Genomic DNA, 25,832 nt, shown 5'->3' on the forward strand with positions numbered 1-25,832 from the left:
CGCGGATCCGATCCACCCGTCGGTTCTTCCTTATGTTGCTCACATTCCTCATTTCGATGCAGTGCAATCGCTTCAGAGGAATCCCGACGTAGCACAAGCCGTTGCGCAAGAGCACGTCAGCCCTGCGCAAAACACCTCACCCGCGATGGCCGTGCGGGAGGGCGCTCGTTCAGACGATCGACACGGCACAGCCAGCGTTACCTTAAAGCCAGTTACCTCGAAACGCGAACCGTCAAAAAATGAATACTCTCGAGAATCAGCGCTTTTTCGATAAGCCCGTCGTCGCGGACGTTCCGATCGACAGTCAGACACAGATCTTCAAATTCGAAAACTTTCCCGCGGCTGGCCCGACGCCTTGGCTCGATCGTCCCGATGCGCTGGAGCGCGTCGCGCAATTGTTGTCCGACCGAGTGATCAACGAAGAGCAAGCCGAGTGGTGCCGAAAATGGGTGAGCGACGGCTACCTGATCGTTGAAGGTTTCTTCACGGACGAACAGCTCGATGCGACGTGGCAAGCGTACGAAAACGCGATTGCCGACGGCACGCTGCGCCCGCCGCACGAGCCGCTCTTCGAAGGCGATACACTGCCTGGGCGCACGCTGAATCCGCATTTCAACGTACCGGCTATTCGCGACATGTTGTTCGACGCGCGCATGAACGAGATCGTGAGTCTGCTGCTGGGCGCGAAATCGGCGCCGTTCCAGACGATCGGCGGTCACAAGAGCAGCGAGCAACTCGAGCATTCCGATTCGATTCATATGTCGACCTATCCGAACGGGTATCTGGTCGCGAACTGGATCGCCTTCGAGGATATTCATCCGGACTCGGGGCCGCTCGTGTATCACCCCGGCACGCACAAGCTGCCGTATCTGATGTCGACGGAACTGGGCATGCCGTTCGGTTGCGGTTACTCCGCTTACCACGATATCTATGAGCCCGCGATCCAGAAGCTCATCGCCGAACGTTCAGCGGGCCCGAAATATTTCTACCCGAAGAAGGGGGATGTGCTGTTGTGGCATGCGAATCTGCTGCACGGCGGCAGCAAGATGAGCCATCCCGAGCACGTGAGTCGCAAGGCACTGGTTTGCCATTTCTTCGCGCATGGCTGTCTGTGCTATCACGACCTGACCGGCATGCCGTCGAGCCTGACGCCGATCGTCGACTTCGACGGCGAGGCGTACTTCGACGCGAATCCGGACGTGGCGGCGAGCGGCGGCAATGCGTTGCAGCACTACATCTACTACGGTCGATTCGAGGGGCGCCCCTTGAGCAGCGCCGAATCGTTACAACGCAAAGCGCGGCTGGCCGCACTGCCTAACGGGTTCGATCCGACGCTCTACCTCGAGGCGAATCCCGACGTCGCCGCCGCGGGTGTCGACGCGGTCGATCACTTCATCGAATTCGGCCGCGTGGAAGGCCGGCCGCTGCGGCCCCAAGACACGCTGGCGCCGAGGCAGATGCAACCTGGTGCGACAACCGTTTCATGACAGCAGTCGGACGATTGGCGATCTTGTGAACTCGGACGGTTTGCTTTCGTCGGCACCAGGCTGTGAGCTGACGTTTCTGACGAGGCAATGGCTTGGCGCGAAATCGACCTATGGATTTCACTGCCCTGCCGGGCACGAATTCACGCGCGTAGGAACGGTCGCGATGCGCGGCACCATGACCTGTCTGGAGCGCGTGGAGGAAAGCACGCAACGCGGCTTTCTGGAAATCCTGAGTGAACGCGACACTGTTTGCCACGAGGTGCGCTAGCGTCTCTCCGACCTCCACGCGAAGGCGGTCTCATACGGTGGCCAGTGCTTGGACGACACCCGTGGTGGGACGAATGCCATTTACCGGTTCGGCTGCGCCGGGGCGTGAACGCTCGGCCCGCGCGCATTTTGTGCTGGCCGGGACGTGGTGCGGAAAGTGTGCGAATGCGGACCAGCGTCTGGCGATCGAACGGATGCAGCAGGTCGCGCAGGAGCGTGGCGGGCGTTGCCTGAGCGAGACGTATGTCAACGGGCGGCCGGGCTCACCTGGGAATGCAGCGTTGACCCTGTCCGGGAGTTCACGCCGGGCACCGTCATCTATGTGGCGCGTGGTGCCCGAACTGCTTCCGGCTGCGGGGCACGAAGCACGCGGGGAGACGCCAGATAGTACGCCCGGTTACACGGACGCCAGAAACAAAAAAGGGTTACACGCCAATGCGTTGTAACCCTTCGATGATTTCGTTTGGTTGCGGGGGTAGGATTTGAACCTACGACCTTCGGGTTATGAGCCCGACGAGCTGCCAGACTGCTCCACCCCGCGTCCGTCGAAGAAAAGATTATAGACCACCCAGACAGACAGCGCAATAGCCATGTAAGGATTGGCTTCATTGAGTTTGCCCGGCCGCGCGATGTCACATATCGGTGAGGCTGCGGAAAGCCGCACGCGGACGCTGCGCTAGAATTCAGATCTCCATGCGGCTCGCCCGATCTTCGAGACGGCGGGCCGTTCGACTCTGATCCTCCGACCCGTTCTGAACCTCATGGATATCGCTCACGATCTGCAGGTCATCGCCATTCAGGAAAAGACCCTCGTGTTTCCGCGCTTCGATGCCGACCGCGCGTGGCAAGTCGGCGCGTATCTACACGAGGTCGCGAAAGCGCGCGGCATTGCCGCCGCGATCGACGTGCGCACGTTCGGCCAGCCGCTGTTCTTCAGCCTTCTCGATGGCGCCACGCCCGACAACGTCGACTGGGCGCGTCGCAAGGGCAACACCGTCGCGCATTTTCGCCGCAGCTCGTACGCGATCGGTCTGAAAATGCAACTCGCGGGCGCGACGCTCGCCGACAAGCACGGTCTGCCGGCCACCGAGTACGCATCGCACGGCGGCGCGTTCCCGCTGACGGTGGAAGGCGCGGGCGTAATCGGTTCGATCACGGTGTCCGGCCTGCCGCAGCGCTTCGATCACGAACTCGTGGTCGAAGCGCTGTGCGCGCATCTGGGCCACGACTACGGCAAGCTCGCGCTCGCGAAGGGCTGACCGATGCGCGTGCGCCCGCATGCGCGGCTCGCGAAGAGGGGGCCATCGAGTGCCCGCGCAGGCCGCCACGATGGCCGTCAGCAACGTAAATAGGCTTACTTGCAGCGCACGATCATCGAGCGGTTCTTCACGTTCGCCGACACCACATTCGTGACGCTGCCGCCGGCGGTGCCACCTTCGTCGTTATCCTTCGACACGATGTCGTAGCCGGTCGCGCCGCAGGCCTTACCCGCTTGCACGTAGCACGAGGCCCAACTCGAGCCGGCGTCGGCGCCGCTGCAATTGACCGCGAAGCCGGTCTGGCCGTTCGGCAGATTGATCAGCGTGGTCGTGTTCGACGACGCGCAGCCGCCCAGTCCCGCGGCGAGCAGCAGCGCGGCGGGCAATACGGCCGACAGCGACGCGCGACGCACGAGGGCAAGCGCGGCGCTGGGTCGAAGGCGGTGGAATCGGCCGGCGCGCCGCGGTTGCGTCGTGAATTGCATCGTAGTGTGTCCTTTCATTCGGATAGAGGGTCTGCCGGATCGGCGCGGCCGTGGTTGGCTGCTGCGCAACGCCTTGGCGCGCCGCGCGTCAAATCGCTTCGACCTTGATGCCCGCTGCGCTGACGAGCCGCCGGGCTTGCGCGCCGTCTTCAGTGGCCGCGTCTTCCCAGATGCTGATCGCTTTCGGGATGTCGATGCCGTGACTTTCGGCGTATTCAAACCAGTGGTTCGCCGCATCCGGCTCGGGTAGTTCGTGATTCTGCAGAAAATATTTTCCCATATTGCGCTCGGTGGGCTCGAAATGGCGTCCTAACCGGTACCGATGCGACAGCATGGAGTATGCCGGTCCGGACAGTTGGACCGGCGCGCGCGGCCGAGGTGCGAGGCGCCTTGGGTGCGATGCGAGGGCGGGTTTCGCGGCAGAACTTATCGCGCTGCAACGCGCCTTATCGTTATGGGGCGGGCCGCCCGCACACGGTAGCGCGGCCCGCGGCATGCTGAAGACGGAGGCGGCGCCGCGATTGGCGCCACCTCTCAAATCGCAACAGGAGGACGAAGATGGCTGAACGGGTCAGTGGCCCTTATCGCGGCTATTACATCAGCGCCGCCGCGCGCCTCGTGCCAGGGGGCAGCGCGTCGGTCGACGCGCACGCCAAAGCCGGTGGCACTTACGTTGGCTCGGTCAGCCTCGCCGAACTCGGTCCGGACGATCCGCATCGCATGGAAACGCTGCTCGAACTTGGCGATCGGCAACGGTTCGGCAGCGAAGAAGAGGCACTCGCGTTCGTCGAACGGGCGGCGCGCGAGTATGTCGACCGATTGCTGGATGGGCAGTGAGCGTGGCGCCGAATCCCGCGCAATGGGCCGGCCCCAGCGCTCGCCAAGACAACGCGCGATGCCCGCAACCAGGCGCCCGCGTGCGCTGGACCGTGATCCGGCGGCGCGAGTACGATAGCGGGACTCGCGAGCACCGGCGGCAAGCAGCCGCATTGCGCGCGTGCTCCGTTCCCGCCGCCACCTTCTGACGAGGCGACCATGGACATCCGTTTTCTCGCAGACGCGCCTGCTTACCGCGACGCCAACCTGACCGTCGTCTTTTCGGCGCTGGTGGACGGTGAGCCGGTGCCGTGCGCGATCTCGGTGGAAGCGCTCGAGGATCATTTCGGCGCTCACAGCGAGGACCTCGAAGGCTGGCTGCGCGCGTTCGATGCGGGGCGCCCGCGCATCGAGGCTGTGGCACGCGAGCATTTGCAGATCAGCAACGGCGCGCCCGTGCTGCTCAAGAGCGGCCATTTTCCGCCGGGGCAGATGGCAGGCTAGCGACCTCCCGCTAACGCATCGTCAATGGCTTGCCGCTAATTTGCCTCGCGCGCCCGCTCTGCCTCGCGCGCCGCTTCGAAGCACCGCCTGATTCCTTCCCGATATGACGTTTTGCTGAGCGGGCCGATCAACGTCGCCAGCGCCGAATCGTCGAGCACGACCGGCTCCGTCATCAGGCGGCGCGACATCGCCGCGTGAGCTTGCGACTACGGAATCTTCACAGATCAAAATTTTTCCTGAACAACGTTCAGTAAACGATGTTCAGTTTAATTTGACATTTCAGTTTGTGAATCCGAGAATTGCGCATCATGGGAATCGCCGAACGAAAACACCGGCAGAAACAGGCGCTGCGCGAACGCATCCTTGATGCCGCGCGGCGCATCGTCGTGCGCGAGGGCTTTGCCGCACTGTCGATGCGCAAGATCGCCGACGCGATCGAATATTCGCCCGCCACGTTATATCTGCATTTCGAGAGTCGCGATCACATTGCGCACGCCTTGTGCGCGGAGGGTTACGCTCAACTGCTCGCGAGCTTCGCGCCGCTCGCGCAAATCGCCGATCCCGCCGAGCGGCTGAGGGCGCTTGGGCGCGCGTACGTCGCGTTTGGTGTCGCACATCCGGAAACGTATCGGCTGATTTTCATGGAAGATCCGAGCTATACCGGCGCGGCGCTGGCCGGCGCGGCGGGCGTTAGCGAAGACGACACCGCCGGTGACGCCGCACTGCAGATCATGATCGATGCGCTCGACGAGTTGCGCGGAGCGGGGCGTCTATCCGGGTCGGTCGCATCGACGGAGCCCGCGGTCTGGGCGGAGGCGCTGTGGGCGAGTCTGCATGGCATCGTCGCGCTGAATCTCACCTGCTCGGTATTTCCGAGCGCGCCGCTCGAGACGCTTGTCGGCGTGACGCTCGACGCGTGGCTCGGCGAGCCGCAGGCCGCAGGGGCCGGTGCTTCGACCAGCGCCGCCGGCCGCGGCAAAAAAACCGCCGCGCGGCGTCGCCCGTCGACCGCCAGCTCCAAGCACACGGCCCCCGAGCCTGCCACCAAACGCAAAGCCGCAGGCCCGTGATAACGTTCAGTTCCACTTCATCACGTGCCGCCGCGCCCAAGTCCCCATGTCCACGTCCGCCTCACCCGCCGTCAGCGACGAAATCGCCACCCACGTAGCCAACCGTATCGGTTTCATCGAACTGGAGCGCCCCAAAGCGCTGAACGCGCTATCGACCGGCATGATCCGCGCGATCCACGGGGCGCTCGACCAGTGGCGCGAAGACCCCGAGGTGCTCGCCGTCGTCGTGCGCAGCCAGCACGCGCGCGCGTTCTGCGCGGGCGGCGACATCCGCATCATGTACGAGGCGGCGCAACGCGGCGACCAGCAGGCGCGCGACACGTTTTTCAGCGAGGAATATCGCCTCAATCACGCGATCTTCGTGTACCCGAAACCGTATATCGCTTTGATGAACGGCATTGTGATGGGCGGCGGCATGGGCATCTCGCAGGGCGCGCATCGCACCGGCGGCCTGCGCGTCGTCACGGAATCGACGAAGATGGCGATGCCCGAAACGCGCATCGGCCTGTTTCCCGACGTCGGCGCAAGCTGGTTTCTCGCGCGCACGCCCGGCGCGATCGGCCGCTATCTGGCGGTGACGGGCGAGACGATCGGCGCGGCCGACGCACTGTACGCGGGCCTCGCCGATGCCTACATCGACGACGCGGCGTTGCCCGCGCTCATCGATACGTTGCGCTGCGAACGGTTCGAGCGCAGCGCGGATGTGGTTGCGTGCGTCGAGCGCGAGACGCGCGCGCATCAGGTCGCGCCGCAGCCCGGGCAGAGCGCGCTTGCGAAGGCGCGGATCTTGATCGACCGGCATTTCGCGCTGCCCGACGTCGCTCGAATACTCGCGTCGCTCGAACAGGAACGCGAGCGCGGCGGCGACGCGGCGGAGTGGGCCGAGCAGACGATCGCGGTGCTGCGCGAGCGCTCGCCGCTGTCGATGGCGATCTCGCTCGAAGTGGTCACGCGCGCGGAAGGGTCGATGGCCGAGGTGCTGCGCGTCGATCTCGATCTGACGCGCTCGAGCTTCCTGCTCGGCGATACGGTGGAAGGCATACGCGCGCGCATCATCGACAAGGACAATGCGCCGCGCTGGCGCTTCGCGCGCATCGAGGACATCGATCGCGCGTACGTGGAGAAGATGTTCGAGAGCCCGTGGCCGGCAAGTGAGCATCCGCTGGGCGCTCTACGGGGGTGAACGCGCGCTGAACGCGCGGCCTCGCGATCCCGCCGGCGCGAATCAACCCGTTGCGCGAATTCACGCGCGATACGCTTACTCCTCTGCCTCGCTCGCCATGAACGCGCGCATGAACACGAGTGCGCCCCAGCCCCACATCGCATTCGCCGCGAAGCCGACCGCGAGGCGCGGCAGCATGTTGCCGCTCGGCCAGATGCCGCGCAGCGGGTCGACGACGAACACGCTCGCCGCCGTCAGCACGATGCCGCCGAACACGAACGCCGGTACCCACGGCGCGTGCCGTTGCGGCGCGACGCGCAAGAGCCAGGCCATCAGCACCGCCCAGCACGCGCTCCAGATTGCGTTCGCGATGAATTCAGGCAGGCCGAGCGGCAAAAACGGCGCGGTCGAAAAACCGCTGGGATCGATCATGCCGGCGGCATGCATCAGCGCCAGCGTCGATTCGCGAAAGAACAGGGAAGCCAGAAAACCGGCGATGAACGGCAGAATAATTTTTTGCATGCATGGCACCGGCAACGTACAGGCGTCGCGAATCGTAAGACCTGTACCGGGTGATTGGAAACGAGCGCCATTATATCGACCGGGGTAGGACCGGCCGGGGCCGCGTGTATAAAGCGCAACAACCGTACGCGGTAGCGCCGGGCTAATCACGAAAGCGGAAATCCTAAGCTCGAAAAAATCGTTCAAAAGCCGTGGACCGCTCCATAGACTGTTCCCTCATGCAAACGGCGCGGGTGTCGCCGTCAGCCGTTAAATCGAGCGCATCATGCGCACGTTGGTGGTCTGAGTCCATCGTCCGTTTTTCAATCCGTTGACACGTCGCAGCGCCTTGTCTTTGCCGGCTCGATGCCGCGCGGCCGGCGCTCGCGCTCACCGTTTTCATTCCGTCAAGAACGGGCAGGAGCAACCGCATGAATGTGTTCTGGTTCATTCCGACTCACGGCGACAGCCGCTATCTCGGTACGTCCCAAGGCGCACGCGCAGCCGACTACGACTACTTCCGGCAGATCGCCGTCGCCGCCGATACGCTCGGCTACGAGGGCGTGCTGCTGCCGACCGGCCGCTCGTGCGAGGACGCCTGGGTGGTCGCGTCGAGCCTGATTGCCGCGACGCAGCGGCTGAAGTTCCTCGTCGCGATTCGCCCCGGGCTGTCGTCGCCGGGGCTCGCCGCGCGCATGGCGGCGACGTTCGACCGGCTGTCGAACGGGCGTCTGTTGATCAACGTGGTGACCGGCGGCGACGCGGCCGAGCTGGCCGGCGACGGCGTGTTCGTCGATCACGACACGCGCTACGAAATCACCGACGAATTCCTGCATATCTGGCGCAAGCTGCTCGCGGCGTCGCACCGCAAACAAGCGATCGATTTCCACGGTGAGCATCTGCAATCGAAGGGCGGCAAGGCGCTGTATCCGCCGGTGCAGAAACCGCATCCGCCGCTGTGGTTCGGCGGCTCGTCGGCGGCCGCGCACCATATCGCAGCCGAGCACATCGACACCTATCTGACGTGGGGCGAGCCGCCTGAAGCAGTCGCTCAGAAAATCGCCGACATTCGCGCACGCGCCGCGGCGCGCGGCCGGCAGATCCGCTTCGGCATCCGTCTGCACGTGATCGTGCGTGAGACCGAGGAAGAGGCGTGGGCCGCGGCCGACAAGCTGATCAGCAAGCTCGACGACGAGACCGTTGCGCGCGCGCAGGCCTCGTTCGCGAAGATGGATTCGCAAGGGCAGCGCCGCATGGCCGCGCTGCACGGCGGCAAGCGCGGTGGGCGCGAGCAGCTCGAGGTCTATCCGAACCTGTGGGCGGGCGTAGGGCTCGTGCGCGGCGGCGCGGGCACCGCGCTGGTCGGCAGTCCGCAGCAGGTAGCCGCGCGCATGAAAGAGTATGCGGCGCTCGGCGTCGAGACCTTCATTCTGTCGGGCTATCCCCACTTGGAGGAATCCTACCGTTTCGCCGAACTCGTTTTCCCGCTGCTGCCGCAACGATCGACCAAGCTCGCCAATGGGCCGCTGTCGGGGCCGTTCGGCGAAATCGTCGGAACCAGCTATCTGCCGAAGGCGGCGAGCGCAAGCTGAGCGGACACGAAGCGTGGGTTGCGCGACACACGCGCGACGATCGACAGGCATGGGATGGAGAAAAGCCAACATGAGTGACACTACTTTTCGCACGGGAACGGGGGCAGCCCCACAGCCCGTGCCCGCGGCGCGCGCTGCCGCGCTGCGCCGCTTCGGCGCGCACCTTCTGCCGTGGCTGGCGCCGATCGCCATCCTGCTCGCGTGGGAAATCGCCGCGCGCAGCGGCGCGCTGTCGACGCGCGTGCTGCCCGAACCGCTCGCGGTCGTGAAGGCCGCATGGTCGCTCATTCAGTCCGGCGAAATGTGGGCCGACGTGAAGGTCAGCACATGGCGCGCGGTGTCGGGCTTTGCGATCGGCGGGGGCATCGGTCTCGTGCTCGGACTCGCGACGGGTCTCTTCAAACCCGCGGAAATCGTGCTCGATTCGACGGTGCAGATGATTCGCAACATCCCGGCGCTCGCGATGATTCCGCTCGTGATCCTATGGTTCGGCATCGAGGAAGAAGCGAAGATGTTCCTCGTCGCGCTGGGCGTGTTTTTCCCGATCTATGTGAACACGTTCCACGGCATCCGTTCGATCGATGCGAACCTGGTCGAGATGGCGCGCAGCTATGGCGTCAAAGGCTTCGCACTGTACCGACATGTGATTCTGCCGGGCGCGCTGCCGTCGATTCTGGTCGGCGTGCGCTTCGCGTTCGGTCTGATGTGGGTCACGCTGATCGTCGCCGAGACTATTTCCGCGCAATCGGGCATCGGCTACATGACGATGAACGCGCGCGAATTCCTGCAAACCGATGTGGTGGTGGTCGGCATTCTGCTGTACGCGGTGCTCGGCAAACTCGCGGACATGCTCGCGAAGAGCCTCGAACGTGTGTCGCTGCGCTGGCATCCGGCCTATCAGCGAGGAGCGAAAGCATGAGCGCAACGACGCTGTCGACGACATTCCGCGTCATCGCGGGCAGCGATCGCGAGGCCGAACTCGACGCACGCCCCGCCACCGACTACGCCGTGCGGTTGCGCGGCATCGGCAAACGCTATGGCGAGCGCGAGGTGCTCTCGGGCTTCGATCTGTCGATCGAGCGGGGCAGCTTCGTCGCGATCGTCGGCCGCAGCGGCTGCGGCAAGTCGACCTTGCTGCGGCTCGTAGCGGGTCTCGAAGAAGCCAGCTCGGGCCTGCTCGAAAAACGCGCCACCAACGGCGGTCCGCTCGACACCCGCATCATGTTTCAGGACGCGCGTCTGCTGCCGTGGAAAAACGTGCTGCAAAACGTGATGCTCGGCCTCGGGCGCGGCGCCCGCGACGATGCCCGCGCGGTGCTCGCCGAAGTCGGCCTGCTCGAACGCGCGAACGACTGGCCCGCGCAACTATCGGGTGGACAGCGGCAGCGCGTCGCGCTCGCGCGGGCGCTCGTGCATCGTCCGCAATTGCTGTTGCTCGACGAACCGCTCGGCGCGCTCGATGCGTTGACGTGCATCGAAATGCATGCGCTGATCGAGAGGCTGTGGCGCGAGCATCGCTTCACCGCGCTGCTCGTCACGCACGACGTGCACGAAGCCGTCGCGCTGGGTGACCGGATCCTGCTGATCGAGGAGGGCCGCATCGCGCTCGATCAGCCGGTCGCGCTCGCGCGTCCGCGCGCGCGGGCGTCGGCGGGATTCGCCGCGCTTGAAGATCATGTGCTGCAACGCGTGCTGAGAAACGCGCCGAACGACGACACGCGGGCGCATCGCGCGTATGAGCCTTATGACCCGGACGGCCTGCCCGGAGCTGGCCGACTTACGCGGCCGACCGACGTGCGCTGGGCCGTCTGAGTCTTCAACCGATTCGATCCATCCGTTCCGCTATCAACCGTTTCTATGGAGTTATCGACATGAGCATTTCCGCCATCAACGTGCGCAATCAATTCAAGGGAAAGGTCAAGGAGATCATCCGCGGCTCGGTGGTGTCCGAAGTCGACGTGGAGACGCCGTTCGGCATCGTCACGTCGGTGATCACGACGCGCTCGGTCGACGAACTCGAGCTGAAAGTCGGCTCGGAGGTGGTCGCGCTCGTGAAGTCGACGGAGGTGTCGATCGCGCGGCTTTGACGACGCTTAACTGATGTGAGCGGCGCGCACGCGAGTTACTTCGCGTTCGCGCCGCTCGCGGGCGGCTCGTGCGACATGCGGTCGTTGGTCGGCTTGGCCGGCCGCTTGATTGGCATATTGTCCGGATTGCTGGAACCGCCGGCGCTTGACGCCGCCTCGGGCTGTTTGGCCATCGGCGCATGGCTGTCCGGTGGCGCGCTGGCCGCCGTTTGCGCGACGGCGCTCGCTATCAGCGCCGCCAGCGCGGTGCCAGCGGCCGTTTGCATGGCCCATTTCCGTCGCTTCATGTCGTTCTCCGTCAATCGCGCGTGCCGTCGGTCGGCTCGCGGCTGTGTGCACAATTTGCTCGTAGCAGATCGTGTTCCGGGGCCGCTGCCGGCGCGCTGAATCGTGCTTCTGCCCGTGCTCTCACTTCTCCGCGCCGCCTTCAGACGCCAATTGCCAGATTCGGCGCTACAGGCAGTGGGCTTGTGAGGCGCGCCCGCCTGCATCCGCCGATGAAACTTGCTACGATAAATTGAGCAATCCGACGGAGACGGCCATGTCGAAGTCCTTGAGTCCCGAAGCGGTCGAAGCGTTGCGGCGTCTGAACGAAGTCGGCGTCGGACAGACGGCGCCCGAAGTCGCGCAGTCCGTCGCGGCCGAGTTGCTGGCATGCGACCTCGTTGCCGAAGCGGGCAGCGGTGGGGTCGAAATCAACTGCAACGGCCGGCAGTACCTTTCCGGCGACTGCAACTGATGCGCCGATCGGCGGTCGGCCAGCAGGCTGGTGTGAAGAGTGAGACGGCGCGTCGCGGGTGAGTCGTGAGCAGGTGGTTGGCAATCGCGACGCCCGTGATGCCTGTGTTCGCTTACCCGCGATCAGCGTCACCACGGAGGCGAGCATGGAGCCGAAGGGCATCGACATGGGCGACTACCAGGCGCGCTATGGCGACTACGACATCGAGGTGGCGGTCGAACAGGTGTTGACCGGCGTCAAGGCGCACTTCCGGGTGCTGCGCGACGATTCGACGGTGGTCGACTGGCAGCTAGTGCATATCGATAGCCTGTGGTCCACCGAGCATGCGGCCGCGGAGGCGGGTTTTCGCGCGGCGCGCGAGTTGATCGATGCGGGGCTGGCGGGTTAGAGGCGGGTAGGCGCGGCACGACGGGAGGGATGCCGCGAGGCTTGTGCAAGACGCGGCATGTGCGTGGCAGAAGGGTTGCAAACCATTGGCCGCGCACGGCGTGCCAGACGCAATAGTCGACGTAAACGCAACTGGGCGCCGGCATCGATACTGCATGCGCGGCGCCCAGTTTGATCGCTGCCTTCGGAGGCAGCGGATCTAGCGGTACGGCTGGCGGCTTAGTGGCCGAAATACACCGATTGCGGGCCCGAAGCCGATTCGCTGCGAGTGCCCGATTGCGTCGACACGCTATTCACACCACCGTATGCATTCGATTGCACGTTGGCGCGTTCAGCAGCGACGGTCTGCGCATTCTGGCCTTGTTGCGATGCCGGCGCGCCAACCGACGGACGGTAGTACGGTGCGGGACCGTAGCCGCTTGCAAAGGCGGGAGCGGCGATCGAGGCAGAAGCGGCAACCAGCAGGGCGGCGATGAACTTGGTCTTCATGGTAGGACTCCGATAACGGTTGGACTGCGTTTCAGGAAGATGTTGCAGGAGCCAGTGGACCAGGTGTCTGCAACGTCGATGGAATGCAGTGTATACCCCTACTATCGAAAATTTGTGCCGATAATCTGAAATTACTATTCCCGATCGGGAAACAATTGTTGCGACGTATGCGCGACAGGGCACAGCGGGGATCGTGCCCTGTTGGCCAAGCGGTTTTTTGAATGAAGTTGGGAGAGTGCGCCGCGTCGCGGTATCCGGCCTGACGTGCTGGTGGCCCGACTATTTCGTTTGTCGCGCGCGCACTGCGTTCGAGCGTGGGGCTGCGTCCCCCGGCCGTGGGCGGCTGCATGGTGGGGTGGGGTGAGGTGAATCGCCGTGTGTCGGCGTCTGGATTCGAAGTGGCGAACGTCGAAATGTTTCGCCAGTTTCCATCACTCTTGTGAGAGCGGCGGCGCTTGCGCCGGCACTGACATAAATCCCAGAAAGCAAAAAGCCCAGCGGCTATGGCTGGGCTACGTACTTGAATTCTCTGGGGTGGCTGATGGGACTCGAACCCACGACGACAGGAATCACAATCCTGGACTCTACCAACTGAGCTACAGCCACCACTAACATCTGCTTGACACACTGTAAAAAGCTGTCTCGCCGACGAAGAAACGAGATTATAGAGACCGGATCCGCGTTTGCCTAGTCCTTTATTCAGAAATTCCGACGGGCTCGCGCAGATGTTGTCTGGCTTCGTCGAAGATGCTCAGATCTCGGGCCGCGAGCCGCTTGCTGTCGGACAAAACTCGACGCCAACCACGCGCACCCGCTTCGCTGCGATACAGGCCGAGCGCGTGACGCGTGATCGCGCCGAGATAGGTGCCGAGCGCCATTTCGGTCGCGCAATACTCGATCAGTTTCGCTTCGACCTGATCGCGTGTCAGCGGCGTCTGCGCAGACCCATAGAAACGCGCGTCGACATCGGCGAGTACGTAGGGGTTGTGATAGGCCTCGCGCCCGAGCATCACCCCGTCGACGTGCTGAAGATGTGTGTCGACTTCGTCGAGCGTCTTGATGCCGCCATTGACGATGATCTCCAGCTGCGGAAAATCGCGCTTCAACTGATATGCGAAGTCGTATTTGAGCGGCGGGATCTCCCGGTTCTCCTTCGGACTCAGGCCCTTCAGGATCGCGTTGCGCGCATGAACGATAAAGACCTCGCAGCCCGCCTGCGCAACCGTGCCGACGAAATCGCGGACGAAGCCGTATTCCTCGACCGTATCGACGCCGATCCGGTGCTTGACCGTAACCGGTACCGATACGACGTCGCGCATCGCCTTCACGCAATCGGCGACGAGTTGCGGCTCGTTCATCAGGCACGCGCCGAACGCACCGCGTTGGACGCGCTCGGACGGGCAGCCGCAATTCAGGTTGATTTCGTCATAGCCCCATTGTTCGCCGAGCTTTGCCGCACGCGCGAGATCGTCGGGCTCGCTGCCGCCGAGTTGCAGCGCGACCGGTGCTTCATGGGGCGTGAACGCCAGGTGACGCGGCACGTCGCCATGCAGCAGCGCACCGGTCGTCACCATCTCCGTATAAAGCCAGGTATGGCGCGAAATCATCCGATGCAACGAGCGGCAATGCCGATCGGTCCAGTCCATCATCGGTGCCACGCAGACGCGGCGAGGGCTCAGAGTGTGAGGTAAAGACATGGGACTGCCAGACGGCGCGGATCAAAACAGCAATTTTACCGCAAGGCCAAGAAGCGCCGAGCGCGCGGAAACCGTGCCACTCTCGCGACGGAGGCGGGCACCGGTTCGTCAATCCTCAATGTCCATGCCCGCCCGTCCCGCCGCCACTGCTCCACGAACTGCCGCCGCCGTGCATGCCGCCATAGCCGCCGCCATGCCATCCGCCTTCCCCGCCGTGCCACCCACCGTTCCCGCCGTGCCCGCCATGCCAGCCACCGCCATGCCATCCGCCGCGCCCGTGCCAGTATCCATGTCCGTAATAGCAGCATGGGCCGCCGAACCCCCCGTAGATGCCAACCGAGCCGTACGCCGGTCCGTAGTAAGGCGGTCCATACGCGTAGGGATAGTAGGGCTGCGCATACGAATAGCCGTATCCCGCCGGCGGCGCCTCGACGCATCCAGTGATGCTCGCTGCGGCAGCCGCTAGCAGCGTCATCGATGCAATGAGCCTGATCACGATTTTCTCCTCGCATAAAGCTCAGAGAAACCGGGCGCAACGGAGTTCAGCCGCATTTGTGTCCGAGCGTTACCGGCATCGGCGCGGCCGTGCTTGCTCGGGGCCTGGACTGCGCGAGCTATTGCCGCGATGCTCGAGCCTTCCATTAATCCTTACGCGCATTACCGGGCGGCGCTGCGGTAACAGTTCGTTAACGGTCCGAAAACGCTACGGAAGGGCACGGCTGCCGGGTTCCGTCGGACGTTCGACTACGACCTGGGCGAACTGGGCCGCTATGACCGCGCGTACTAGGAGTTGGTCGACGATCTCGACGCGAGCGGGCGTCACATGCTCGCGCATTGCGGGCGCGTGTGGGACCAACGTTGCTCGCGTTTCACGAGCCGACGCGGCGTGTGAGCACCGCGAGTTCAGCGCAGGTGCGCCGAGCGCTGTTTGGAACGCCGATGTGGCGCTGGCAGCCGCGACGGGAATCGCTCGAATCGCTACGGGACGGTCACGGACCGGAGCTCGCAGCGGCCGACGCTCAACGCGCGACCACCGACACGTGATGTAGCCATGGGTACACCCCGGCGATGAACGCCGCATAGAGCGCGGCCATCGTCACGCCGGCGGCCGTGCCCCAGATGTCGCGCGAGGCCGCACCCTGGCGAAAGTGCACCGGCAGTCCGACCACGACGTAGCCGATCACGAAGAACAGGATCACCGCACGCACCGGCGACAGATCGTGGCCGATAAATTCGAGCAACGCGAACAGGTTGAAATGGGACATGATGGACATGCAGGCGATCACGAAGGCGGGGGATCGCACGGCGCAAGAACAGCTTGAAACGGTTCGAACCAACGACGATTGCTCCGCTCACCATCGACGTTTCATAGCGCGACGACCTATGCCGATTAAAGGCCACGCGAACGCGATGCGCAAGAAAAATCCTGCGCGAATTTGTGCGCGCGTACATTGCTTGCAGCTTGCCTGCGGCGCGACTTTCGGCCGGCTTCGCAACGCTTTCACGACGACGGTCTCAATGCTGCCGAGGCTGCGATTTGCGCAGCGGGTCGAGCAGTGGTTTCAAACCGTTGTGATCGATCTCGTGCATCAACGCGAGCAGACGGCCGATCTCACCGGGAGGAAAGCCCTGGCTCGCGAACCAGTTCAGATAGTGGCCGGGCAGATCGGCAATCACGCGGCCTTTATATTTTCCGTAGGGCATCACGCGCGTGACCAGCAATTCGAGGTGTTCGTGGTTCATGGCAATGAAGTCGTGATGAAGCGCGCATCAGTACGGAAAGCACGTACCGCGCGAATCGCCAGGCAGCGCGATAGAGCGCATGGGCCCCGCATTCTAGCGTTGCTGCAGGTATGGCGCCGGCGTGGTAACGTCTGCGGTTTCCGTTCACCTCTTCAACAGGACAAGTTAGATGGAATACCGCAGACTCGGCGACTCCGACGTGCACGTTAGCCTGATTGGTCTCGGCACGATGACGTGGGGCGAGCAGAACACCGAGCAGCAAGCGCACGCGCAGATCGACTATGCACTCGATCACGGCGTGAACCTGATCGACACCGCCGAAATGTATCCGGTGCCGCCGCGCGCCGAAACGCAAGGCTCGACGGAGCGCTACATCGGCACGTGGCTCGCGCAGCACAAGAGCGCGCGCGAGAAGATCGTGCTCGCCACCAAGATCGCGGGCCCGGCGCGTCAGCCGCACAATCCGCGTCATATCCGCGGCGAAGGCAACCAGTTCGACCGCAAGAATCTGACCGAGGCGCTCAACGACAGCCTCAAGCGCCTGCAAACAGACTACATCGATCTGTATCAGCTGCACTGGCCGGATCGCAGCACGATGACGTTCGGCCGCCCGTCGTATCCGTGGGTCGACGACGCGTACACGGTGCCGATCGAGGAAACGATGACGGTGCTCGCCGAATTCGTCAAGGCTGGCAAGGTGCGCCATATCGGCGTGTCGAACGAAACGCCGTGGGGCGTCGCGCAGTTTCTGCGCGCGGCCGAAAAGCTCGGCTTGCCGCGCATCGTCAGCATTCAGAATCCGTACAGCCTGCTGAACCGCACGTACGAAGTGGGTCTGTCCGAATACGCGCATCGCGACAACATCGGTTTGCTCGCCTATTCGCCGCTCGCGTTCGGCTGGCTGTCGGGCAAGTACGAAGGCGGCGCGCGTCCGGCCGGCGCGCGCATCACGCTGTTCGAGCGCTTCCAGCGCTACAGCAAGCCGCAAGCCGTGCAGGCGACCACGCGGTACGTCGAGCTCGCGAAGCGCCACGGCCTGTCGCCCGCGCAATTCGCGCTCGCGTTCGTCAATAGCCGGCCGTTCGTGACCAGCAATCTGATCGGCGCGACGTCGCTCGAGCAGTTGAAGGAAAATATCGCCAGCGCGGACGTGAAGCTGTCGGTGGAAGTGCTCGCGGAAATCGACAGGCTGCACGAGCTGCAGCCGAATCCGGCACCGTGACGTCGACGTAATCGCGGTGTGCTTGCCGCGGTGGCACCGGTCGATTGCCGGTGCGGCTGCGGCAAGCGCGTCGAATCAATCGGCGCCAGCCGAACTCAACCCGCGGCCTTTGCCGTATCCACCTCGCGCTTCGCCGCAAGCGGCGAATTCTCGCCGAGATCCCAGAACAGTCCCGCCATCATCTGCAGGCCCTCGCGCACCACCGGGCTCAGAAGATGCTCGTTCGGCGCATGCTGCGAGCAGGCCGGATACGAATGCGGCACCCAGATCGTCGGCAGACCGAGCGTGTCGGCGAATACTTCGTTCGGCAGCGTGCCGCCGAGATTCGGCAGCAGCGCGGTCTTTTTGCCGGTGGTTGCTTCGAGCGACGCGGTCGCCCACAAGACCCACGGATCGTCGGGATTGAGCCGCGTGGCTGGCGCGCCACGTTCGACGTCGATCTCGACCAGCTGAAAACCGTGCGCGTCGAGATGGGCCCGCAGATGCTCGCCAAGGTTTTCCCAATCGGTGCCGATCACGAAGCGCAACTGGCAGACTGCGAACGCCGACGGCGGAATCGCGTTGACCGGGTTCTCCGGATTGCCCGCCTTGAAAGCCAGCACTTCGAAGCTGTTCCAGCCGAATACGCGCTCGGGCGCGGAAAGACCGGGCTCGCCCCAGTTGTCGTCGACGGTGGGGTCGCCCGGACCGCCGCCCACCGCGATGTCGGCAAGCGCATCGCGCACGGCCTCCGGGATCGGCGGCGGACGCAGACCCTCGACCCCGATGACCCCGCGCGCATCGACGAGACTCGCGAGCGCATTGGCGAGCACCGTCGCCGGATTGCGCAGCAGGCCGCCCCAGTTGCCCGAGTGATGCGCGCCGTCGCGCAAGTTCAGCGACAGTCTGAAATTGACCGCGCCGCGCGAGCCGAGAAACACGGTCGGACGACGCGCGGCGAGACGCGGACCGTCGGAGGCAATCAGCACGTCGGCACGGAGTTCGTCGCGATGTGCATGGCAGATCGCGTCGAGTCCCGGCGAGCCGGTTTCCTCGCCCATTTCGATCAGCAGCTTCGTGTTGAAGCCGAGCTTGCCGTCGCGCGCGGCGAGCGTGCTGGCGAGCGCGGCGAGGTTGATCGAGTGCTGGCCTTTATTGTCGGCGGTGCCGCGGCCGAACCAGCGCTCGCCTTCGACGGTCACGGCCCACGGCGTCAGCGGCGCGCGCCACTGGCTGTCGTAGCCGCGCACGACGTCGCCGTGGCCGTAGATCAGGACGGTCGGTAGATTGTCACCTTCGTGACGGTTGGCGAACAGGAATGGGCCGAAGCCTTCGACCGGGTTATCGACGATGCGCGTGCCGAAGCCGAGGCGCTCTGCTTCGGGCGCGATTTCGTCGGTCAGATAGGACAGCAGCAGCGCGCCGCGATCGGGTTCCTGACTTTCGGTGCGAAAGCCGACGCGGCGGTTCAGATCGGCGAGAAAAGCGCCGGATTCGAAGTGCCGGGTGGCAAGCTCGATGGCCCGGTTGCGGCTCATGTTGATGTCTCCAATACGGGTGGGTGAGTCGGGCACATGACCGCGAGACTCGCCTGCTCGACGCGCGGCGTGGCGTTCGGGGGAATCGTCTGCGATGTCATTGCGACCGATTCTAGAAGTGCGCCCTTTTTGTCACAATGATCATGTTTCGAAGCGTGCATTGCCGGAAAAGCAAAGCGTCGTGCGGCAAGCGTGCGCCGTCGGCGCCCGTGAGCCGATGCACGAAATGCGCCATATGCAACGCACCGAGCGGCAAATGTTCTCCCGGAATCCGAATCACGACCTAAACTGTGGTGGACGGCAAGGACGGCCATAAGAAAACGACCCTGATGGTGCGCGCAGCGATCAGGCAAAACCGCAGAACAATGACTGTCGAACCGCTGACATGCCGCCCGGCCGGGATGCTGCAATGCACACGAGCGGCAACCGGTGGACCCAAAAAGAAGCGCGGCGCGTCGACCCAATGGCGCGTCGCCCACAACAGAGCGATAGGACCAACACATCCATGGCGCAACAGAAAACCAATCCGAAACTCGAGCAGGCGCTCACGCGTGGCGATCTCGCGATCCGTCAGGCAAACTCGGCGAGAGCGACCGCGCTGTTGCGTGCACTCGCCAAGATGATCGTCGATGCGTCGGCGACCATCGGCGTGGAAGCCTTCACGCTGATTCACGACGGCGACAAGATCTACGATCCCGCCGATGGTCTATGGCCGCAGGCGCTGCTGATCTCGCTCGATGGCCCAGTCGAGGATGCCGATCCCGACGAATTGCGCACGGTGCGGCTGATCGCGGATGATCCGGCCACTGTGTTCCGGGTCGAATGGCAGCGCGCCGACGGCAAGATCGGGCGTCACGAGGGCGGGCCGTTCGCGACGGTCGCGTTCATCTCCGACGTCGAGATTCCGTGGACCGATGACGAGGACTGACCGGCGCGTGGGGGCTATTACTTCATCATCCGGCGCCGAAACAGAATCGCCGACGCGATAAAGCCGCCGATCGCATAAGCAGCCAGCACGCTCACATGCAGCGTGGCGTGCTCGATCGGCCGGCCGAGCATCGCCGGGCGCATCAGGTCGACCGCATTGGCGAGCGGCAGCGCTGCGGTCACGGCTTGTGCGGCGGCGGGCAGTTGCGAGATCGGAAAGAACACCCCGGAGAGCAGCAGCATCGGTGTGAGCACGAGCGTCTGATAGAACATGAAAAAGTCGTAGGACGGCGCGAGCGCCGTCACGATCATCGCGAGGCTCGCGAACGCGAGTCCGGCCAGCACGATGATCGGCAACGCGAGCAGCATCGACGGAAAGTTCGCATAGCCGAGCGCGCCTGCCACCAGCATGATCGCCGCACCCGACAACACTGATTTGCTCGCGGCCCACACCACTTCGCCGAGCACGATATCGCCGAGCGTGAGCGGCGTATGCATGATCGCTTCCCATGTGCGTTGCACGTGCATGCGCGAAAAGCCCGAATACATCGACTCGAAGCTCGCCGACATCATCACGCTGGACGCCACCGTGCCCGCCGCGAGGAACGAGATATACGACACGCCGTCGACGTGGCCGACCATCAGCCCGAGCCCGAGGCCGAGACCGAACAGATAGATCATCGGATCGGCGAGGTTGCCGAACATCGACGCGATCGCGAGCTTCTTCCACACCAGATAGTTGCGGCGCCAGACCGCGATCCAGTTCGTGGCGTTGGCGGGGAAGGCGCCGAAGGGCTCCTGTGCCGATGGCGTGCCGTCGTGGGTTTCGTAAGTGCGTGCGTCCATGAGTTGTCTCGTTGCGTAATCAGTCCTGCATCTCGCGTCCTGTGAGCCGCAAAAATACGTCCTCGAGATTCGCCGGACGATGCAGATAACGCAAGTCAGCCCGCTGCTTGAGCCGCATATGCATGGGCTGCGCGTCGTTCACATAACAGAACAGTGTCTCGCCGCTGATCTCGGTGCGCTCGGCGAGCGGCGCCAGTTCGTCGCGCAGCGCAAGCGGATCGGCACCGTAGATCTCGATCACGTCGCAGCCGATCTCCGACTCGATCAGCTCGCGCGGCGCGCCCTCGGCGATCTTGCGTCCTTCCTCGATCACGCATAGTCGATGACAAAGCCGTTCGGCTTCTTCCATGAAGTGGGTGGTCAGCAGGATGGTCTTGCCGCGCGCGAGCAGCGAGCGTAGCCGCTCCCAGATCAGATGGCGCGCTTGCGGATCGAGACCGGTGGTCGGCTCGTCCATGATCAGCACGTCGGGATCGTTGACCATCGCACGCGCGAGCGTGAGGCGCCGTTTCATGCCGCCCGATAGTTCGCTCACGCGCGCGTCGGCCTTGTTCTCGAGGCGTGCGAATTCGAGCAGACCGGGCACTGCCGCGCGACATTGCGCGGCAGTGAGACCGAAGTAGCGGCCGAACACGAGCAGATTTTCGCGCACCGTGAAGTCGGGATCGAGGTTGTCGAACTGCGGCACCACGCCGACGCGCGAGCGCGCGAGGCGTGCGCGGCCCGGGATCGGCTCGCCGCAGAGGCGGATCGCGCCGACGTCGGGCGCCGCGATGCCGAGCAGCATGCGCAGTGTCGTGGTCTTGCCGGCGCCGTTGGGGCCGAGCAACCCGAAGCATTCGCCGGTGTTGACATGAAACGACAATCCGTCGACGACTGTTTTTTCGCCGTAGCTTTTCCTGACCTGATGGAATTCGATGGGGGCGGCAGCCATGAGGCGAGCGAAGCTCCTGAAGAAGACGCAGCGTACGCGCGAGACACACAACATACCTGCGATGCACCGACTGCGCACGCGAAGCCGTTTATTCTAGGGTATGGGCATCGCCGATGCGAGCGAGCCTCCGGGAACGCGTAATGCGCGCGTTGCGTGGTGGTGTACCGTTTTGCATTGCGGCATCCGCGCGTAAACGCCGCTTCGGATCGCCCGACGCTTGTGCGGACGGGACCTGCGTGCACCGACTATGCACTTAGCGTTTTCCATCCCTTGCAAGCCGAATTGCGGCGCACCATGATTGATTCAGACCGCGCCTTCCGCGCGAATGGAGAAAACTGATGGCGAGCTACCGGAAAATCCTGTTGTGCTATGACGGCTCGCGCGAAGGCCGCAAAGCCCTGCGTTGCGGTGCCGATCTGGCGTTGGACCTGAAGGCGGAAACGCATCTGTTATCGGTCGTCGACATGCGTTCGAGCATTGCGCAAAGCGCGGGCTTGTTGACGGACGTAGCGTGCGGCAGTTTCGAAAAAACGGCCCGGGAGATTCTGCAGGAAGGCGTGAACTGGCTGACCGAGCGCGGCGTGAGCGCGCAAGGGCATTTCGCGTTCGGTCATCCGATCGACGAGATCGCCAATCTTGCCAACGAGTTGCAGGTCGATCTCGTGGTGGTCGGCCATCGCTGCCGCACCGGTTTGTCGCGTTGGTGGATGGGAGCGGGCAACACGCCGCTGCTCGACAGGGTGTCGTGCAGCATTCTGGTGGCGTGCTCGTCCGTGCAGGAGCAGCAGCAGGCGGCTGCGGCGTAACACGCTAGCCGAGGGCGCGAAGCGGTGTGCCCTCTCATGTAGCCAAGATGTGAACAAAGCTGTCATGTGGCTGGCCTCGGATGGCCAGCCACGCATTCCTTCCGGCCAGGCTTCGATCTCACTCGTTCAGATTGATCGCGGCGAGCTTCCACGTGACGAGACCTTCGCGACGGAAGATTGCCGAATAGTTCGCATTGCCTTCGCCACGTCGGTACGTGACGACGAATTCGTTGAGACTGCGATAGCCGGCCGTGCTTTGACGCCCGGGTGGCGGCGAGCTTGCCTGATTGGCGGTGTCGCCCGCGGCTGGTGCGGCCGGCGCTTCGCCGCCCGCCGCTGGTGGCGCGGACGGTTGTTCACCCGGCATACCGCGTGGGGGCATGCCGTTCAGCAGCGCCGCGACGCCGTCGGGTGTCGCATAGGCATCGACGAGCGGGCCGATCAACGTCACGCCGATCACCGCGCCGATCGTGGCCATCTTGTTGCCGGCGTCCGCTTCGAGCCGTCGTGTCAGCATGGCGCCGACCTGTTGTTTCAGGCTATCGCGCAGCGCGGGAAAGTCCACGTACTGATTGACGGTTTGCGCGTCTCGCGCGTCTGCTGCGCGTTTGAGATTGTTCACCGCGATATACGGTGACGCATAAATAAACCCCAGCGCGGCAACCACGATCACCACGATCAGCGTGATCAGCAGCGGCCGGGTGGCGCTGCCTTGTATACGTTTCGGAATTCGCATCGAATGGGACTCCACGTCAGTGATGATCTAACGTCGACCACGGCGAGGTCGAAACGATCCCATCCCACGCGAAACGCTGAACATCCGAAGTGCGTATTGCATGCGTGCTCAGGATTCGCTCAGGCTTCGAACACCGCGCCGTGCACGTTGGCTTCGTCGGCTATGCAACGATCGATCATACGGCATACGGCGTCGACCGTGCCGACCATGATCAGTCGCGACGGTCCATGGTAGACCCGCACCGGTGCGCGACGCGCAGGCTCGGCGATGTTCAGCGCTGAATTCAGCGACACGCGAGCGAACGCCGGCAACGACGACGGCAGAGCGGAAGCTGCGGCAGGCACGTCGAACAGCGACGGCGTGCGCGTTGCGGGCGCCTCGATCAGCGCGCAGGGCGTGAGCTTGCGCAGATGGCGCAAACGGCCGAACTGGCGAAAAGGCAGCAGGCGGGCAAGGCGTTCCATGAGTCTCTCCAGGCGATACGGCGTAAATGCGGCTTGAGTTGGACAAACCGGCGCAAGCGTTCCGGCGACAGTGAAAGATCAGAATTCGCCGGGGCGGATGAGCCCGACCGCAATCCCTTCCAGCGCAAAATCGGCGCTGCCGGTTGCCACGAAGATGTTGTCGTAATCGGGGTTTTCGGCGATCAGCTCGATGCCGTTCGGCCGGCGCTTCAGACGCTTGACCGTCACGTCGTCGCCAAGCCGCGCAATGATGATCTGGCCGTCCTTCGCTTCGCTGCGCTTTTGCACCGCGAGCAGGTCGCCGTCGAGAATGCCGGCGTCGCGCATCGACAGGCCGCGCACTTTGAGCAGGTAGTCGGGCTTGCTCGAGAAGAGCGCCGGGTCGCACGCGTAGTGCTGCGCGATATGTTCCTGCGCGAGGATCGGACTACCCGCCGCGACCCGACCGATCAGCGGCAGTGACAACTGCATCAGGCCCGCATGCGGGAGCGTGAACTGATGTGGGGCGTCCTCTTGCCCGGACAGCAGACGGATGCCGCGCGACGCGCCGGCTGCGAGTTCGATCACGCCCTTGCGCGCCAGCGCGCGCAGATGCTCTTCCGCGGAATTGGCCGAACTGAAACCGAGTTCGGCGGCGATTTCCGCGCGAGTGGGCGGAAAGCCGGTGCGTTCGATCGCGCGGCGGATCAGATCGAAAACCTGCTGCTGTCGTGCGGTGAGTTTTGTCATGGCCACTGTATGTATGAACAGGTGACTGTATTTTTATACAGTATTCGGCGCATTTCAAGCTTTACTTTAGGTTCGATGGAAGAGGCGCGCTGCGGCGTCGCTTATCGGCGACAGCGCGTCGTTTTTGGCGCGTCAGCAGCCGTCGCATCTGCCGTTACCACTTTTAAGCATTAAAAAATGAAGAAACATTATTTTTAATGATGAAAGCCCTTCGATAGACTGCCTCGGGGTTAGCGCTCATGTGCACGTGACCGCGACGCAGAACAACATCGGACGCTCATCAGCGGACCATCACGCGGAGAAAAATTGAGATGAACTATCGGCACACGGGGCTTGCGGCTCGAACCAAAAAACGGATCGCGGCTCTCGCCGTCGCCGCGGCGGGCGCGCTGGGCATGTTGGGCGCGAGCGGCGTTGCGCACGCCGACACCACGCTGCTGAACGTGTCCTACGATCCGACGCGGGAGCTGTATCAGGACATCAATCAGGCGTTCGGCAAGCAATGGCAGGCGAGGACCGGCGAAACCGTCACCTTCAAGCAGTCGCACGGCGGCTCGGGCGCGCAGGCTCGCTCGGTTCTCGATGGGTTGCAGGCCGACGTCGTCACGCTCGCGCTCGCTTATGACATCAACGCGCTCGCGAACAAGGGGCTCGTCGACAGGAACTGGCAGAAGCGTCTGCCGGACAACGCGTCGCCGTACACCTCGACGATCGTGTTTCTCGTGCGCAAGGGCAACCCGAAGCACATCAAGGATTGGGACGACCTGGTGAAGCCGGGCGTGTCGATCGTGACGCCGAATCCGAAGACCTCGGGCGGCGCGCGCTGGAACTATCTGGCCGCATGGGCGTACGCCGAGCATCAGCCGGGCGGCAACGTGCAGACGGCCAGGGAGTTCGTCGGCAAGCTGTACAAGAACGCCGGGGTGCTCGATTCCGGCGCGCGCGGCGCGACCACGAGCTTCGTGCAGCGCGGTATCGGCGACGTGCTGATCGCGTGGGAAAACGAGGCATTCCTGTCGCTGAAGGAGTTTGGTCCGGACAAGTTCGAAATCGTCGTGCCGTCGGTGAGTATCCTCGCCGAGCCGCCGGTCGCGGTGGTCGACAAGGTCGTCGACAGGCACGGTACGCGCAAGCTCGCCGAGGCGTACCTGAACTTCCTGTATAGCGAGCAGGGCCAGGAGATCGCCGCACGCAATTTCTATCGGCCGCGTTCGAACAAGGTACCGGCCGATCTGACCGCGAAGTTTCCGAAGCTGAAGCTGTACACCATCGACGATTCGTTCGGCGGCTGGGCCAGTGCGCAGAAGACCCATTTCGCGGACGGCGGCGTGTTCGATTCGATTTATCAGCCGCAGTAACGACCGCC

General features: G+C 63.9%; 31 protein-coding genes, 2 tRNA genes and 1 pseudogene. 16 read left to right on the top strand and 18 right to left on the bottom strand.

Annotated elements, in window-relative coordinates; genetic code table 11:
* Nucleotides 1-239 precede the first annotated feature (239 nt).
* Nucleotides 240-1,487: a phytanoyl-CoA dioxygenase family protein gene (locus tag BJG93_RS06465; RefSeq protein ID WP_051374383.1), complete on the top strand. Its 1,248-nt coding sequence runs from the start codon at nucleotides 240-242 to the stop codon at nucleotides 1,485-1,487.
* Nucleotides 1,488-2,218: 731 nt separating this feature from the next.
* Here the strand turns inward: BJG93_RS06465 and BJG93_RS06470 are convergent.
* A tRNA-Met gene (locus BJG93_RS06470) sits at nucleotides 2,219-2,295 on the bottom strand.
* A gap of 220 nt (nucleotides 2,296-2,515) precedes the next feature.
* Here BJG93_RS06470 and BJG93_RS06475 point away from each other — a divergent pair.
* Entirely contained in the window at nucleotides 2,516-3,013 is a 498-nt protein-coding gene (locus tag BJG93_RS06475; protein ID WP_027197499.1) for a heme-degrading domain-containing protein, read from the top strand.
* 95 nt (nucleotides 3,014-3,108) lie between these two features.
* Here the strand turns inward: BJG93_RS06475 and BJG93_RS06480 are convergent, their stop codons facing one another.
* Together BJG93_RS06480 and BJG93_RS06485 are read right to left on the bottom strand one after the other, a co-directional pair.
* Nucleotides 3,109-3,498 (bottom strand): hypothetical protein, encoded by a 390-nt coding sequence (locus BJG93_RS06480; RefSeq protein WP_027197500.1) that lies wholly within the window; start codon nucleotides 3,496-3,498, stop codon nucleotides 3,109-3,111.
* Nucleotides 3,499-3,586: 88 nt separating this feature from the next.
* The gene (locus BJG93_RS06485; protein WP_027197501.1) at nucleotides 3,587-3,778 is read right to left on the bottom strand and encodes a hypothetical protein; all 192 of its coding nucleotides are present in this window, start codon (nucleotides 3,776-3,778) and stop codon (nucleotides 3,587-3,589) included.
* A 278-nt stretch (nucleotides 3,779-4,056) separates the two neighbouring features.
* On the opposite strand from BJG93_RS06485, the gene BJG93_RS06490 reads away from it, so the two are divergent.
* A complete protein-coding gene (locus BJG93_RS06490) occupies nucleotides 4,057-4,335 on the top strand; it encodes a hypothetical protein (RefSeq protein ID WP_027197503.1) in 279 nt (92 codons plus the stop codon).
* Nucleotides 4,336-4,533: 198 nt separating this feature from the next.
* Complete coding sequence (locus tag BJG93_RS06495) at nucleotides 4,534-4,818, top strand: DUF1488 family protein (RefSeq protein ID WP_027197504.1); 285 nt, start codon at nucleotides 4,534-4,536, stop codon at nucleotides 4,816-4,818.
* 35 nt (nucleotides 4,819-4,853) lie between these two features.
* On the opposite strand, the pseudogene BJG93_RS06500 reads toward BJG93_RS06495, so the two are convergent.
* Nucleotides 4,854-4,994 (bottom strand): annotated as a pseudogene (locus BJG93_RS06500) (epimerase); the annotation flags it as partial.
* 132 nt (nucleotides 4,995-5,126) lie between these two features.
* Between BJG93_RS06500 and BJG93_RS06505 the strand changes: the two are divergent.
* Nucleotides 5,127-5,888 (top strand): TetR/AcrR family transcriptional regulator, encoded by a 762-nt coding sequence (locus BJG93_RS06505; RefSeq protein WP_027197505.1) that lies wholly within the window; start codon nucleotides 5,127-5,129, stop codon nucleotides 5,886-5,888.
* 46 nt (nucleotides 5,889-5,934) lie between these two features.
* On the top strand, nucleotides 5,935-7,071 hold the full coding sequence (locus BJG93_RS06510; protein ID WP_027197506.1) for an enoyl-CoA hydratase/isomerase family protein: 1,137 nt from the start codon (nucleotides 5,935-5,937) through the stop codon (nucleotides 7,069-7,071).
* A 75-nt stretch (nucleotides 7,072-7,146) separates the two neighbouring features.
* Here the strand turns inward: BJG93_RS06510 and BJG93_RS06515 are convergent, their stop codons facing one another.
* Nucleotides 7,147-7,572: a hypothetical protein gene (locus tag BJG93_RS06515; RefSeq protein WP_027197507.1), complete on the bottom strand. Its 426-nt coding sequence runs from the start codon at nucleotides 7,570-7,572 to the stop codon at nucleotides 7,147-7,149.
* Between the two features lie 410 nt (nucleotides 7,573-7,982).
* Here BJG93_RS06515 and ssuD point away from each other — a divergent pair, with 410 nt between their 5' ends.
* The 4 genes from ssuD to BJG93_RS06535 all read left to right on the top strand — a co-directional run bounded on the left by ssuD (nucleotide 7,983) and on the right by BJG93_RS06535 (nucleotide 11,230).
* Nucleotides 7,983-9,143, top strand: coding sequence for an FMNH2-dependent alkanesulfonate monooxygenase (ssuD, locus tag BJG93_RS06520; protein ID WP_027197508.1), 1,161 nt, complete (start codon nucleotides 7,983-7,985; stop codon nucleotides 9,141-9,143).
* A gap of 70 nt (nucleotides 9,144-9,213) precedes the next feature.
* Entirely contained in the window at nucleotides 9,214-10,062 is an 849-nt protein-coding gene (gene ssuC / locus BJG93_RS06525; RefSeq protein WP_027197509.1) for an aliphatic sulfonate ABC transporter permease SsuC, read from the top strand.
* On the top strand, nucleotides 10,059-10,955 hold the full coding sequence (locus BJG93_RS06530) for an ATP-binding cassette domain-containing protein (RefSeq protein ID WP_027197510.1): 897 nt from the start codon (nucleotides 10,059-10,061) through the stop codon (nucleotides 10,953-10,955). The genes ssuC and BJG93_RS06530 overlap by 4 nt, the downstream gene beginning before the upstream one ends.
* 59 nt (nucleotides 10,956-11,014) lie before the next feature.
* Complete coding sequence (locus tag BJG93_RS06535; protein WP_008922916.1) at nucleotides 11,015-11,230, top strand: TOBE domain-containing protein; 216 nt, start codon at nucleotides 11,015-11,017, stop codon at nucleotides 11,228-11,230.
* A 35-nt stretch (nucleotides 11,231-11,265) separates the two neighbouring features.
* On the opposite strand, the gene BJG93_RS06540 is transcribed toward BJG93_RS06535, so the two are convergent.
* A complete protein-coding gene (locus BJG93_RS06540) occupies nucleotides 11,266-11,517 on the bottom strand; it encodes a hypothetical protein (protein WP_027197511.1) in 252 nt (83 codons plus the stop codon).
* Between the two features lie 254 nt (nucleotides 11,518-11,771).
* Between BJG93_RS06540 and BJG93_RS06545 the strand changes: the two genes are divergently transcribed.
* Both BJG93_RS06545 and BJG93_RS06550 read left to right on the top strand, forming a co-directional pair.
* Nucleotides 11,772-11,969: a hypothetical protein gene (locus BJG93_RS06545; RefSeq protein ID WP_027197512.1), complete on the top strand. Its 198-nt coding sequence runs from the start codon at nucleotides 11,772-11,774 to the stop codon at nucleotides 11,967-11,969.
* Nucleotides 11,970-12,114: 145 nt separating this feature from the next.
* Entirely contained in the window at nucleotides 12,115-12,357 is a 243-nt protein-coding gene (locus tag BJG93_RS06550; protein WP_027197513.1) for a DUF6566 family protein, read from the top strand.
* A gap of 218 nt (nucleotides 12,358-12,575) precedes the next feature.
* Here BJG93_RS06550 and BJG93_RS06555 read toward each other — a convergent pair whose 3' ends face one another.
* The 6 genes from BJG93_RS06555 to BJG93_RS06580 all read right to left on the bottom strand — a co-directional run bounded on the left by BJG93_RS06555 (nucleotide 12,576) and on the right by BJG93_RS06580 (nucleotide 16,285).
* Nucleotides 12,576-12,845, bottom strand: a complete 270-nt coding sequence (locus tag BJG93_RS06555) for a hypothetical protein (RefSeq protein ID WP_027197514.1) — start codon at nucleotides 12,843-12,845, stop codon at nucleotides 12,576-12,578.
* A gap of 530 nt (nucleotides 12,846-13,375) precedes the next feature.
* Nucleotides 13,376-13,451: transfer RNA gene (locus BJG93_RS06560), tRNA-His, on the bottom strand.
* Nucleotides 13,452-13,540: 89 nt separating this feature from the next.
* Nucleotides 13,541-14,491, bottom strand: coding sequence for a tRNA dihydrouridine(20/20a) synthase DusA (gene dusA, locus BJG93_RS06565; RefSeq protein WP_231337440.1), 951 nt, complete (start codon nucleotides 14,489-14,491; stop codon nucleotides 13,541-13,543).
* A 166-nt stretch (nucleotides 14,492-14,657) separates the two neighbouring features.
* Entirely contained in the window at nucleotides 14,658-15,017 is a 360-nt protein-coding gene (locus tag BJG93_RS06570; protein WP_407675297.1) for a hypothetical protein, read from the bottom strand.
* Between the two features lie 544 nt (nucleotides 15,018-15,561).
* Nucleotides 15,562-15,807, bottom strand: coding sequence for a hypothetical protein (locus BJG93_RS06575; RefSeq protein WP_027197518.1), 246 nt, complete (start codon nucleotides 15,805-15,807; stop codon nucleotides 15,562-15,564).
* Nucleotides 15,808-16,057: 250 nt separating this feature from the next.
* Nucleotides 16,058-16,285, bottom strand: coding sequence for a DUF3820 family protein (locus tag BJG93_RS06580; protein ID WP_027197519.1), 228 nt, complete (start codon nucleotides 16,283-16,285; stop codon nucleotides 16,058-16,060).
* A 169-nt stretch (nucleotides 16,286-16,454) separates the two neighbouring features.
* On the opposite strand from BJG93_RS06580, the gene BJG93_RS06585 reads away from it, so the two are divergent.
* The gene (locus BJG93_RS06585) at nucleotides 16,455-17,507 is read left to right on the top strand and encodes an NADP(H)-dependent aldo-keto reductase (protein WP_027197520.1); all 1,053 of its coding nucleotides are present in this window, start codon (nucleotides 16,455-16,457) and stop codon (nucleotides 17,505-17,507) included.
* A 95-nt stretch (nucleotides 17,508-17,602) separates the two neighbouring features.
* Here BJG93_RS06585 and BJG93_RS06590 read toward each other — a convergent pair whose 3' ends face one another.
* Nucleotides 17,603-19,024, bottom strand: a complete 1,422-nt coding sequence (locus BJG93_RS06590; protein WP_027197521.1) for a M20 family metallopeptidase — start codon at nucleotides 19,022-19,024, stop codon at nucleotides 17,603-17,605.
* Nucleotides 19,025-19,529: 505 nt separating this feature from the next.
* Between BJG93_RS06590 and BJG93_RS06595 the strand changes: the two genes are divergently transcribed.
* Complete coding sequence (locus BJG93_RS06595) at nucleotides 19,530-19,952, top strand: hypothetical protein (protein ID WP_027197522.1); 423 nt, start codon at nucleotides 19,530-19,532, stop codon at nucleotides 19,950-19,952.
* 17 nt (nucleotides 19,953-19,969) lie between these two features.
* Here BJG93_RS06595 and BJG93_RS06600 read toward each other — a convergent pair whose 3' ends face one another.
* Both BJG93_RS06600 and nodI read right to left on the bottom strand, forming a co-directional pair.
* Entirely contained in the window at nucleotides 19,970-20,797 is an 828-nt protein-coding gene (locus BJG93_RS06600; protein WP_027197523.1) for an ABC transporter permease, read from the bottom strand.
* Nucleotides 20,798-20,816: 19 nt separating this feature from the next.
* Complete coding sequence (nodI, locus tag BJG93_RS06605; protein WP_027197524.1) at nucleotides 20,817-21,731, bottom strand: nodulation factor ABC transporter ATP-binding protein NodI; 915 nt, start codon at nucleotides 21,729-21,731, stop codon at nucleotides 20,817-20,819.
* Between the two features lie 338 nt (nucleotides 21,732-22,069).
* Here nodI and BJG93_RS06610 point away from each other — a divergent pair, with 338 nt between their 5' ends.
* Entirely contained in the window at nucleotides 22,070-22,537 is a 468-nt protein-coding gene (locus BJG93_RS06610; protein ID WP_027197525.1) for a universal stress protein, read from the top strand.
* Nucleotides 22,538-22,655: 118 nt separating this feature from the next.
* Here BJG93_RS06610 and BJG93_RS06615 read toward each other — a convergent pair whose 3' ends face one another.
* The 3 genes from BJG93_RS06615 to lexA all read right to left on the bottom strand — a co-directional run bounded on the left by BJG93_RS06615 (nucleotide 22,656) and on the right by lexA (nucleotide 24,466).
* A complete protein-coding gene (locus tag BJG93_RS06615; protein WP_027197526.1) occupies nucleotides 22,656-23,273 on the bottom strand; it encodes a DUF2939 domain-containing protein in 618 nt (205 codons plus the stop codon).
* Between the two features lie 119 nt (nucleotides 23,274-23,392).
* Entirely contained in the window at nucleotides 23,393-23,737 is a 345-nt protein-coding gene (locus BJG93_RS06620; RefSeq protein ID WP_027197527.1) for a hypothetical protein, read from the bottom strand.
* Between the two features lie 78 nt (nucleotides 23,738-23,815).
* Nucleotides 23,816-24,466 (bottom strand): transcriptional repressor LexA, encoded by a 651-nt coding sequence (lexA, locus tag BJG93_RS06625; RefSeq protein WP_027197528.1) that lies wholly within the window; start codon nucleotides 24,464-24,466, stop codon nucleotides 23,816-23,818.
* A gap of 311 nt (nucleotides 24,467-24,777) precedes the next feature.
* Here lexA and BJG93_RS06630 point away from each other — a divergent pair, with 311 nt between their 5' ends.
* Nucleotides 24,778-25,824: a sulfate ABC transporter substrate-binding protein gene (locus BJG93_RS06630; RefSeq protein WP_027197529.1), complete on the top strand. Its 1,047-nt coding sequence runs from the start codon at nucleotides 24,778-24,780 to the stop codon at nucleotides 25,822-25,824.
* Nucleotides 25,825-25,832: the final 8 nt, after the last annotated feature.

Origin of the sequence: Paraburkholderia sprentiae WSM5005 (genome assembly GCF_001865575.2) — a bacterium.
Classification (GTDB): Bacteria; Pseudomonadota; Gammaproteobacteria; order Burkholderiales; family Burkholderiaceae; genus Paraburkholderia; species Paraburkholderia sprentiae.

Coding starts and splice junctions, on each gene's coding strand:
- BJG93_RS06575 (WP_027197518.1), bottom strand. CDS start 15,807: ATGTCCCATTTCAACCTGTTCGCGTTGCTCGAATTTATCGGCCACGAT.
- BJG93_RS06630 (WP_027197529.1), top strand. CDS start 24,778: ATGAACTATCGGCACACGGGGCTTGCGGCTCGAACCAAAAAACGGATC.
- BJG93_RS06555 (WP_027197514.1), bottom strand. CDS start 12,845: ATGAAGACCAAGTTCATCGCCGCCCTGCTGGTTGCCGCTTCTGCCTCG.
- BJG93_RS06480 (WP_027197500.1), bottom strand. CDS start 3,498: ATGCAATTCACGACGCAACCGCGGCGCGCCGGCCGATTCCACCGCCTT.
- BJG93_RS06505 (WP_027197505.1), top strand. CDS start 5,127: ATGGGAATCGCCGAACGAAAACACCGGCAGAAACAGGCGCTGCGCGAA.
- nodI (WP_027197524.1), bottom strand. CDS start 21,731: ATGGCTGCCGCCCCCATCGAATTCCATCAGGTCAGGAAAAGCTACGGC.
- BJG93_RS06615 (WP_027197526.1), bottom strand. CDS start 23,273: ATGCGAATTCCGAAACGTATACAAGGCAGCGCCACCCGGCCGCTGCTG.
- ssuC (WP_027197509.1), top strand. CDS start 9,214: ATGAGTGACACTACTTTTCGCACGGGAACGGGGGCAGCCCCACAGCCC.
- BJG93_RS06580 (WP_027197519.1), bottom strand. CDS start 16,285: ATGAACCACGAACACCTCGAATTGCTGGTCACGCGCGTGATGCCCTAC.
- BJG93_RS06490 (WP_027197503.1), top strand. CDS start 4,057: ATGGCTGAACGGGTCAGTGGCCCTTATCGCGGCTATTACATCAGCGCC.
- BJG93_RS06465 (WP_051374383.1), top strand. CDS start 240: ATGAATACTCTCGAGAATCAGCGCTTTTTCGATAAGCCCGTCGTCGCG.
- BJG93_RS06475 (WP_027197499.1), top strand. CDS start 2,516: ATGGATATCGCTCACGATCTGCAGGTCATCGCCATTCAGGAAAAGACC.
- BJG93_RS06610 (WP_027197525.1), top strand. CDS start 22,070: ATGGCGAGCTACCGGAAAATCCTGTTGTGCTATGACGGCTCGCGCGAA.
- dusA (WP_231337440.1), bottom strand. CDS start 14,491: ATGGACTGGACCGATCGGCATTGCCGCTCGTTGCATCGGATGATTTCG.
- BJG93_RS06540 (WP_027197511.1), bottom strand. CDS start 11,517: ATGAAGCGACGGAAATGGGCCATGCAAACGGCCGCTGGCACCGCGCTG.
- BJG93_RS06545 (WP_027197512.1), top strand. CDS start 11,772: ATGTCGAAGTCCTTGAGTCCCGAAGCGGTCGAAGCGTTGCGGCGTCTG.
- BJG93_RS06595 (WP_027197522.1), top strand. CDS start 19,530: ATGGCGCAACAGAAAACCAATCCGAAACTCGAGCAGGCGCTCACGCGT.
- BJG93_RS06585 (WP_027197520.1), top strand. CDS start 16,455: ATGGAATACCGCAGACTCGGCGACTCCGACGTGCACGTTAGCCTGATT.
- BJG93_RS06620 (WP_027197527.1), bottom strand. CDS start 23,737: ATGGAACGCCTTGCCCGCCTGCTGCCTTTTCGCCAGTTCGGCCGTTTG.
- BJG93_RS06530 (WP_027197510.1), top strand. CDS start 10,059: ATGAGCGCAACGACGCTGTCGACGACATTCCGCGTCATCGCGGGCAGC.
- ssuD (WP_027197508.1), top strand. CDS start 7,983: ATGAATGTGTTCTGGTTCATTCCGACTCACGGCGACAGCCGCTATCTC.
- BJG93_RS06570 (WP_407675297.1), bottom strand. CDS start 15,017: ATGACGCTGCTAGCGGCTGCCGCAGCGAGCATCACTGGATGCGTCGAG.
- BJG93_RS06535 (WP_008922916.1), top strand. CDS start 11,015: ATGAGCATTTCCGCCATCAACGTGCGCAATCAATTCAAGGGAAAGGTC.
- BJG93_RS06550 (WP_027197513.1), top strand. CDS start 12,115: ATGGAGCCGAAGGGCATCGACATGGGCGACTACCAGGCGCGCTATGGC.
- BJG93_RS06485 (WP_027197501.1), bottom strand. CDS start 3,778: ATGGGAAAATATTTTCTGCAGAATCACGAACTACCCGAGCCGGATGCG.
- BJG93_RS06590 (WP_027197521.1), bottom strand. CDS start 19,024: ATGAGCCGCAACCGGGCCATCGAGCTTGCCACCCGGCACTTCGAATCC.
- BJG93_RS06495 (WP_027197504.1), top strand. CDS start 4,534: ATGGACATCCGTTTTCTCGCAGACGCGCCTGCTTACCGCGACGCCAAC.
- BJG93_RS06510 (WP_027197506.1), top strand. CDS start 5,935: ATGTCCACGTCCGCCTCACCCGCCGTCAGCGACGAAATCGCCACCCAC.
- lexA (WP_027197528.1), bottom strand. CDS start 24,466: ATGACAAAACTCACCGCACGACAGCAGCAGGTTTTCGATCTGATCCGC.
- BJG93_RS06515 (WP_027197507.1), bottom strand. CDS start 7,572: ATGCAAAAAATTATTCTGCCGTTCATCGCCGGTTTTCTGGCTTCCCTG.
- BJG93_RS06600 (WP_027197523.1), bottom strand. CDS start 20,797: ATGGACGCACGCACTTACGAAACCCACGACGGCACGCCATCGGCACAG.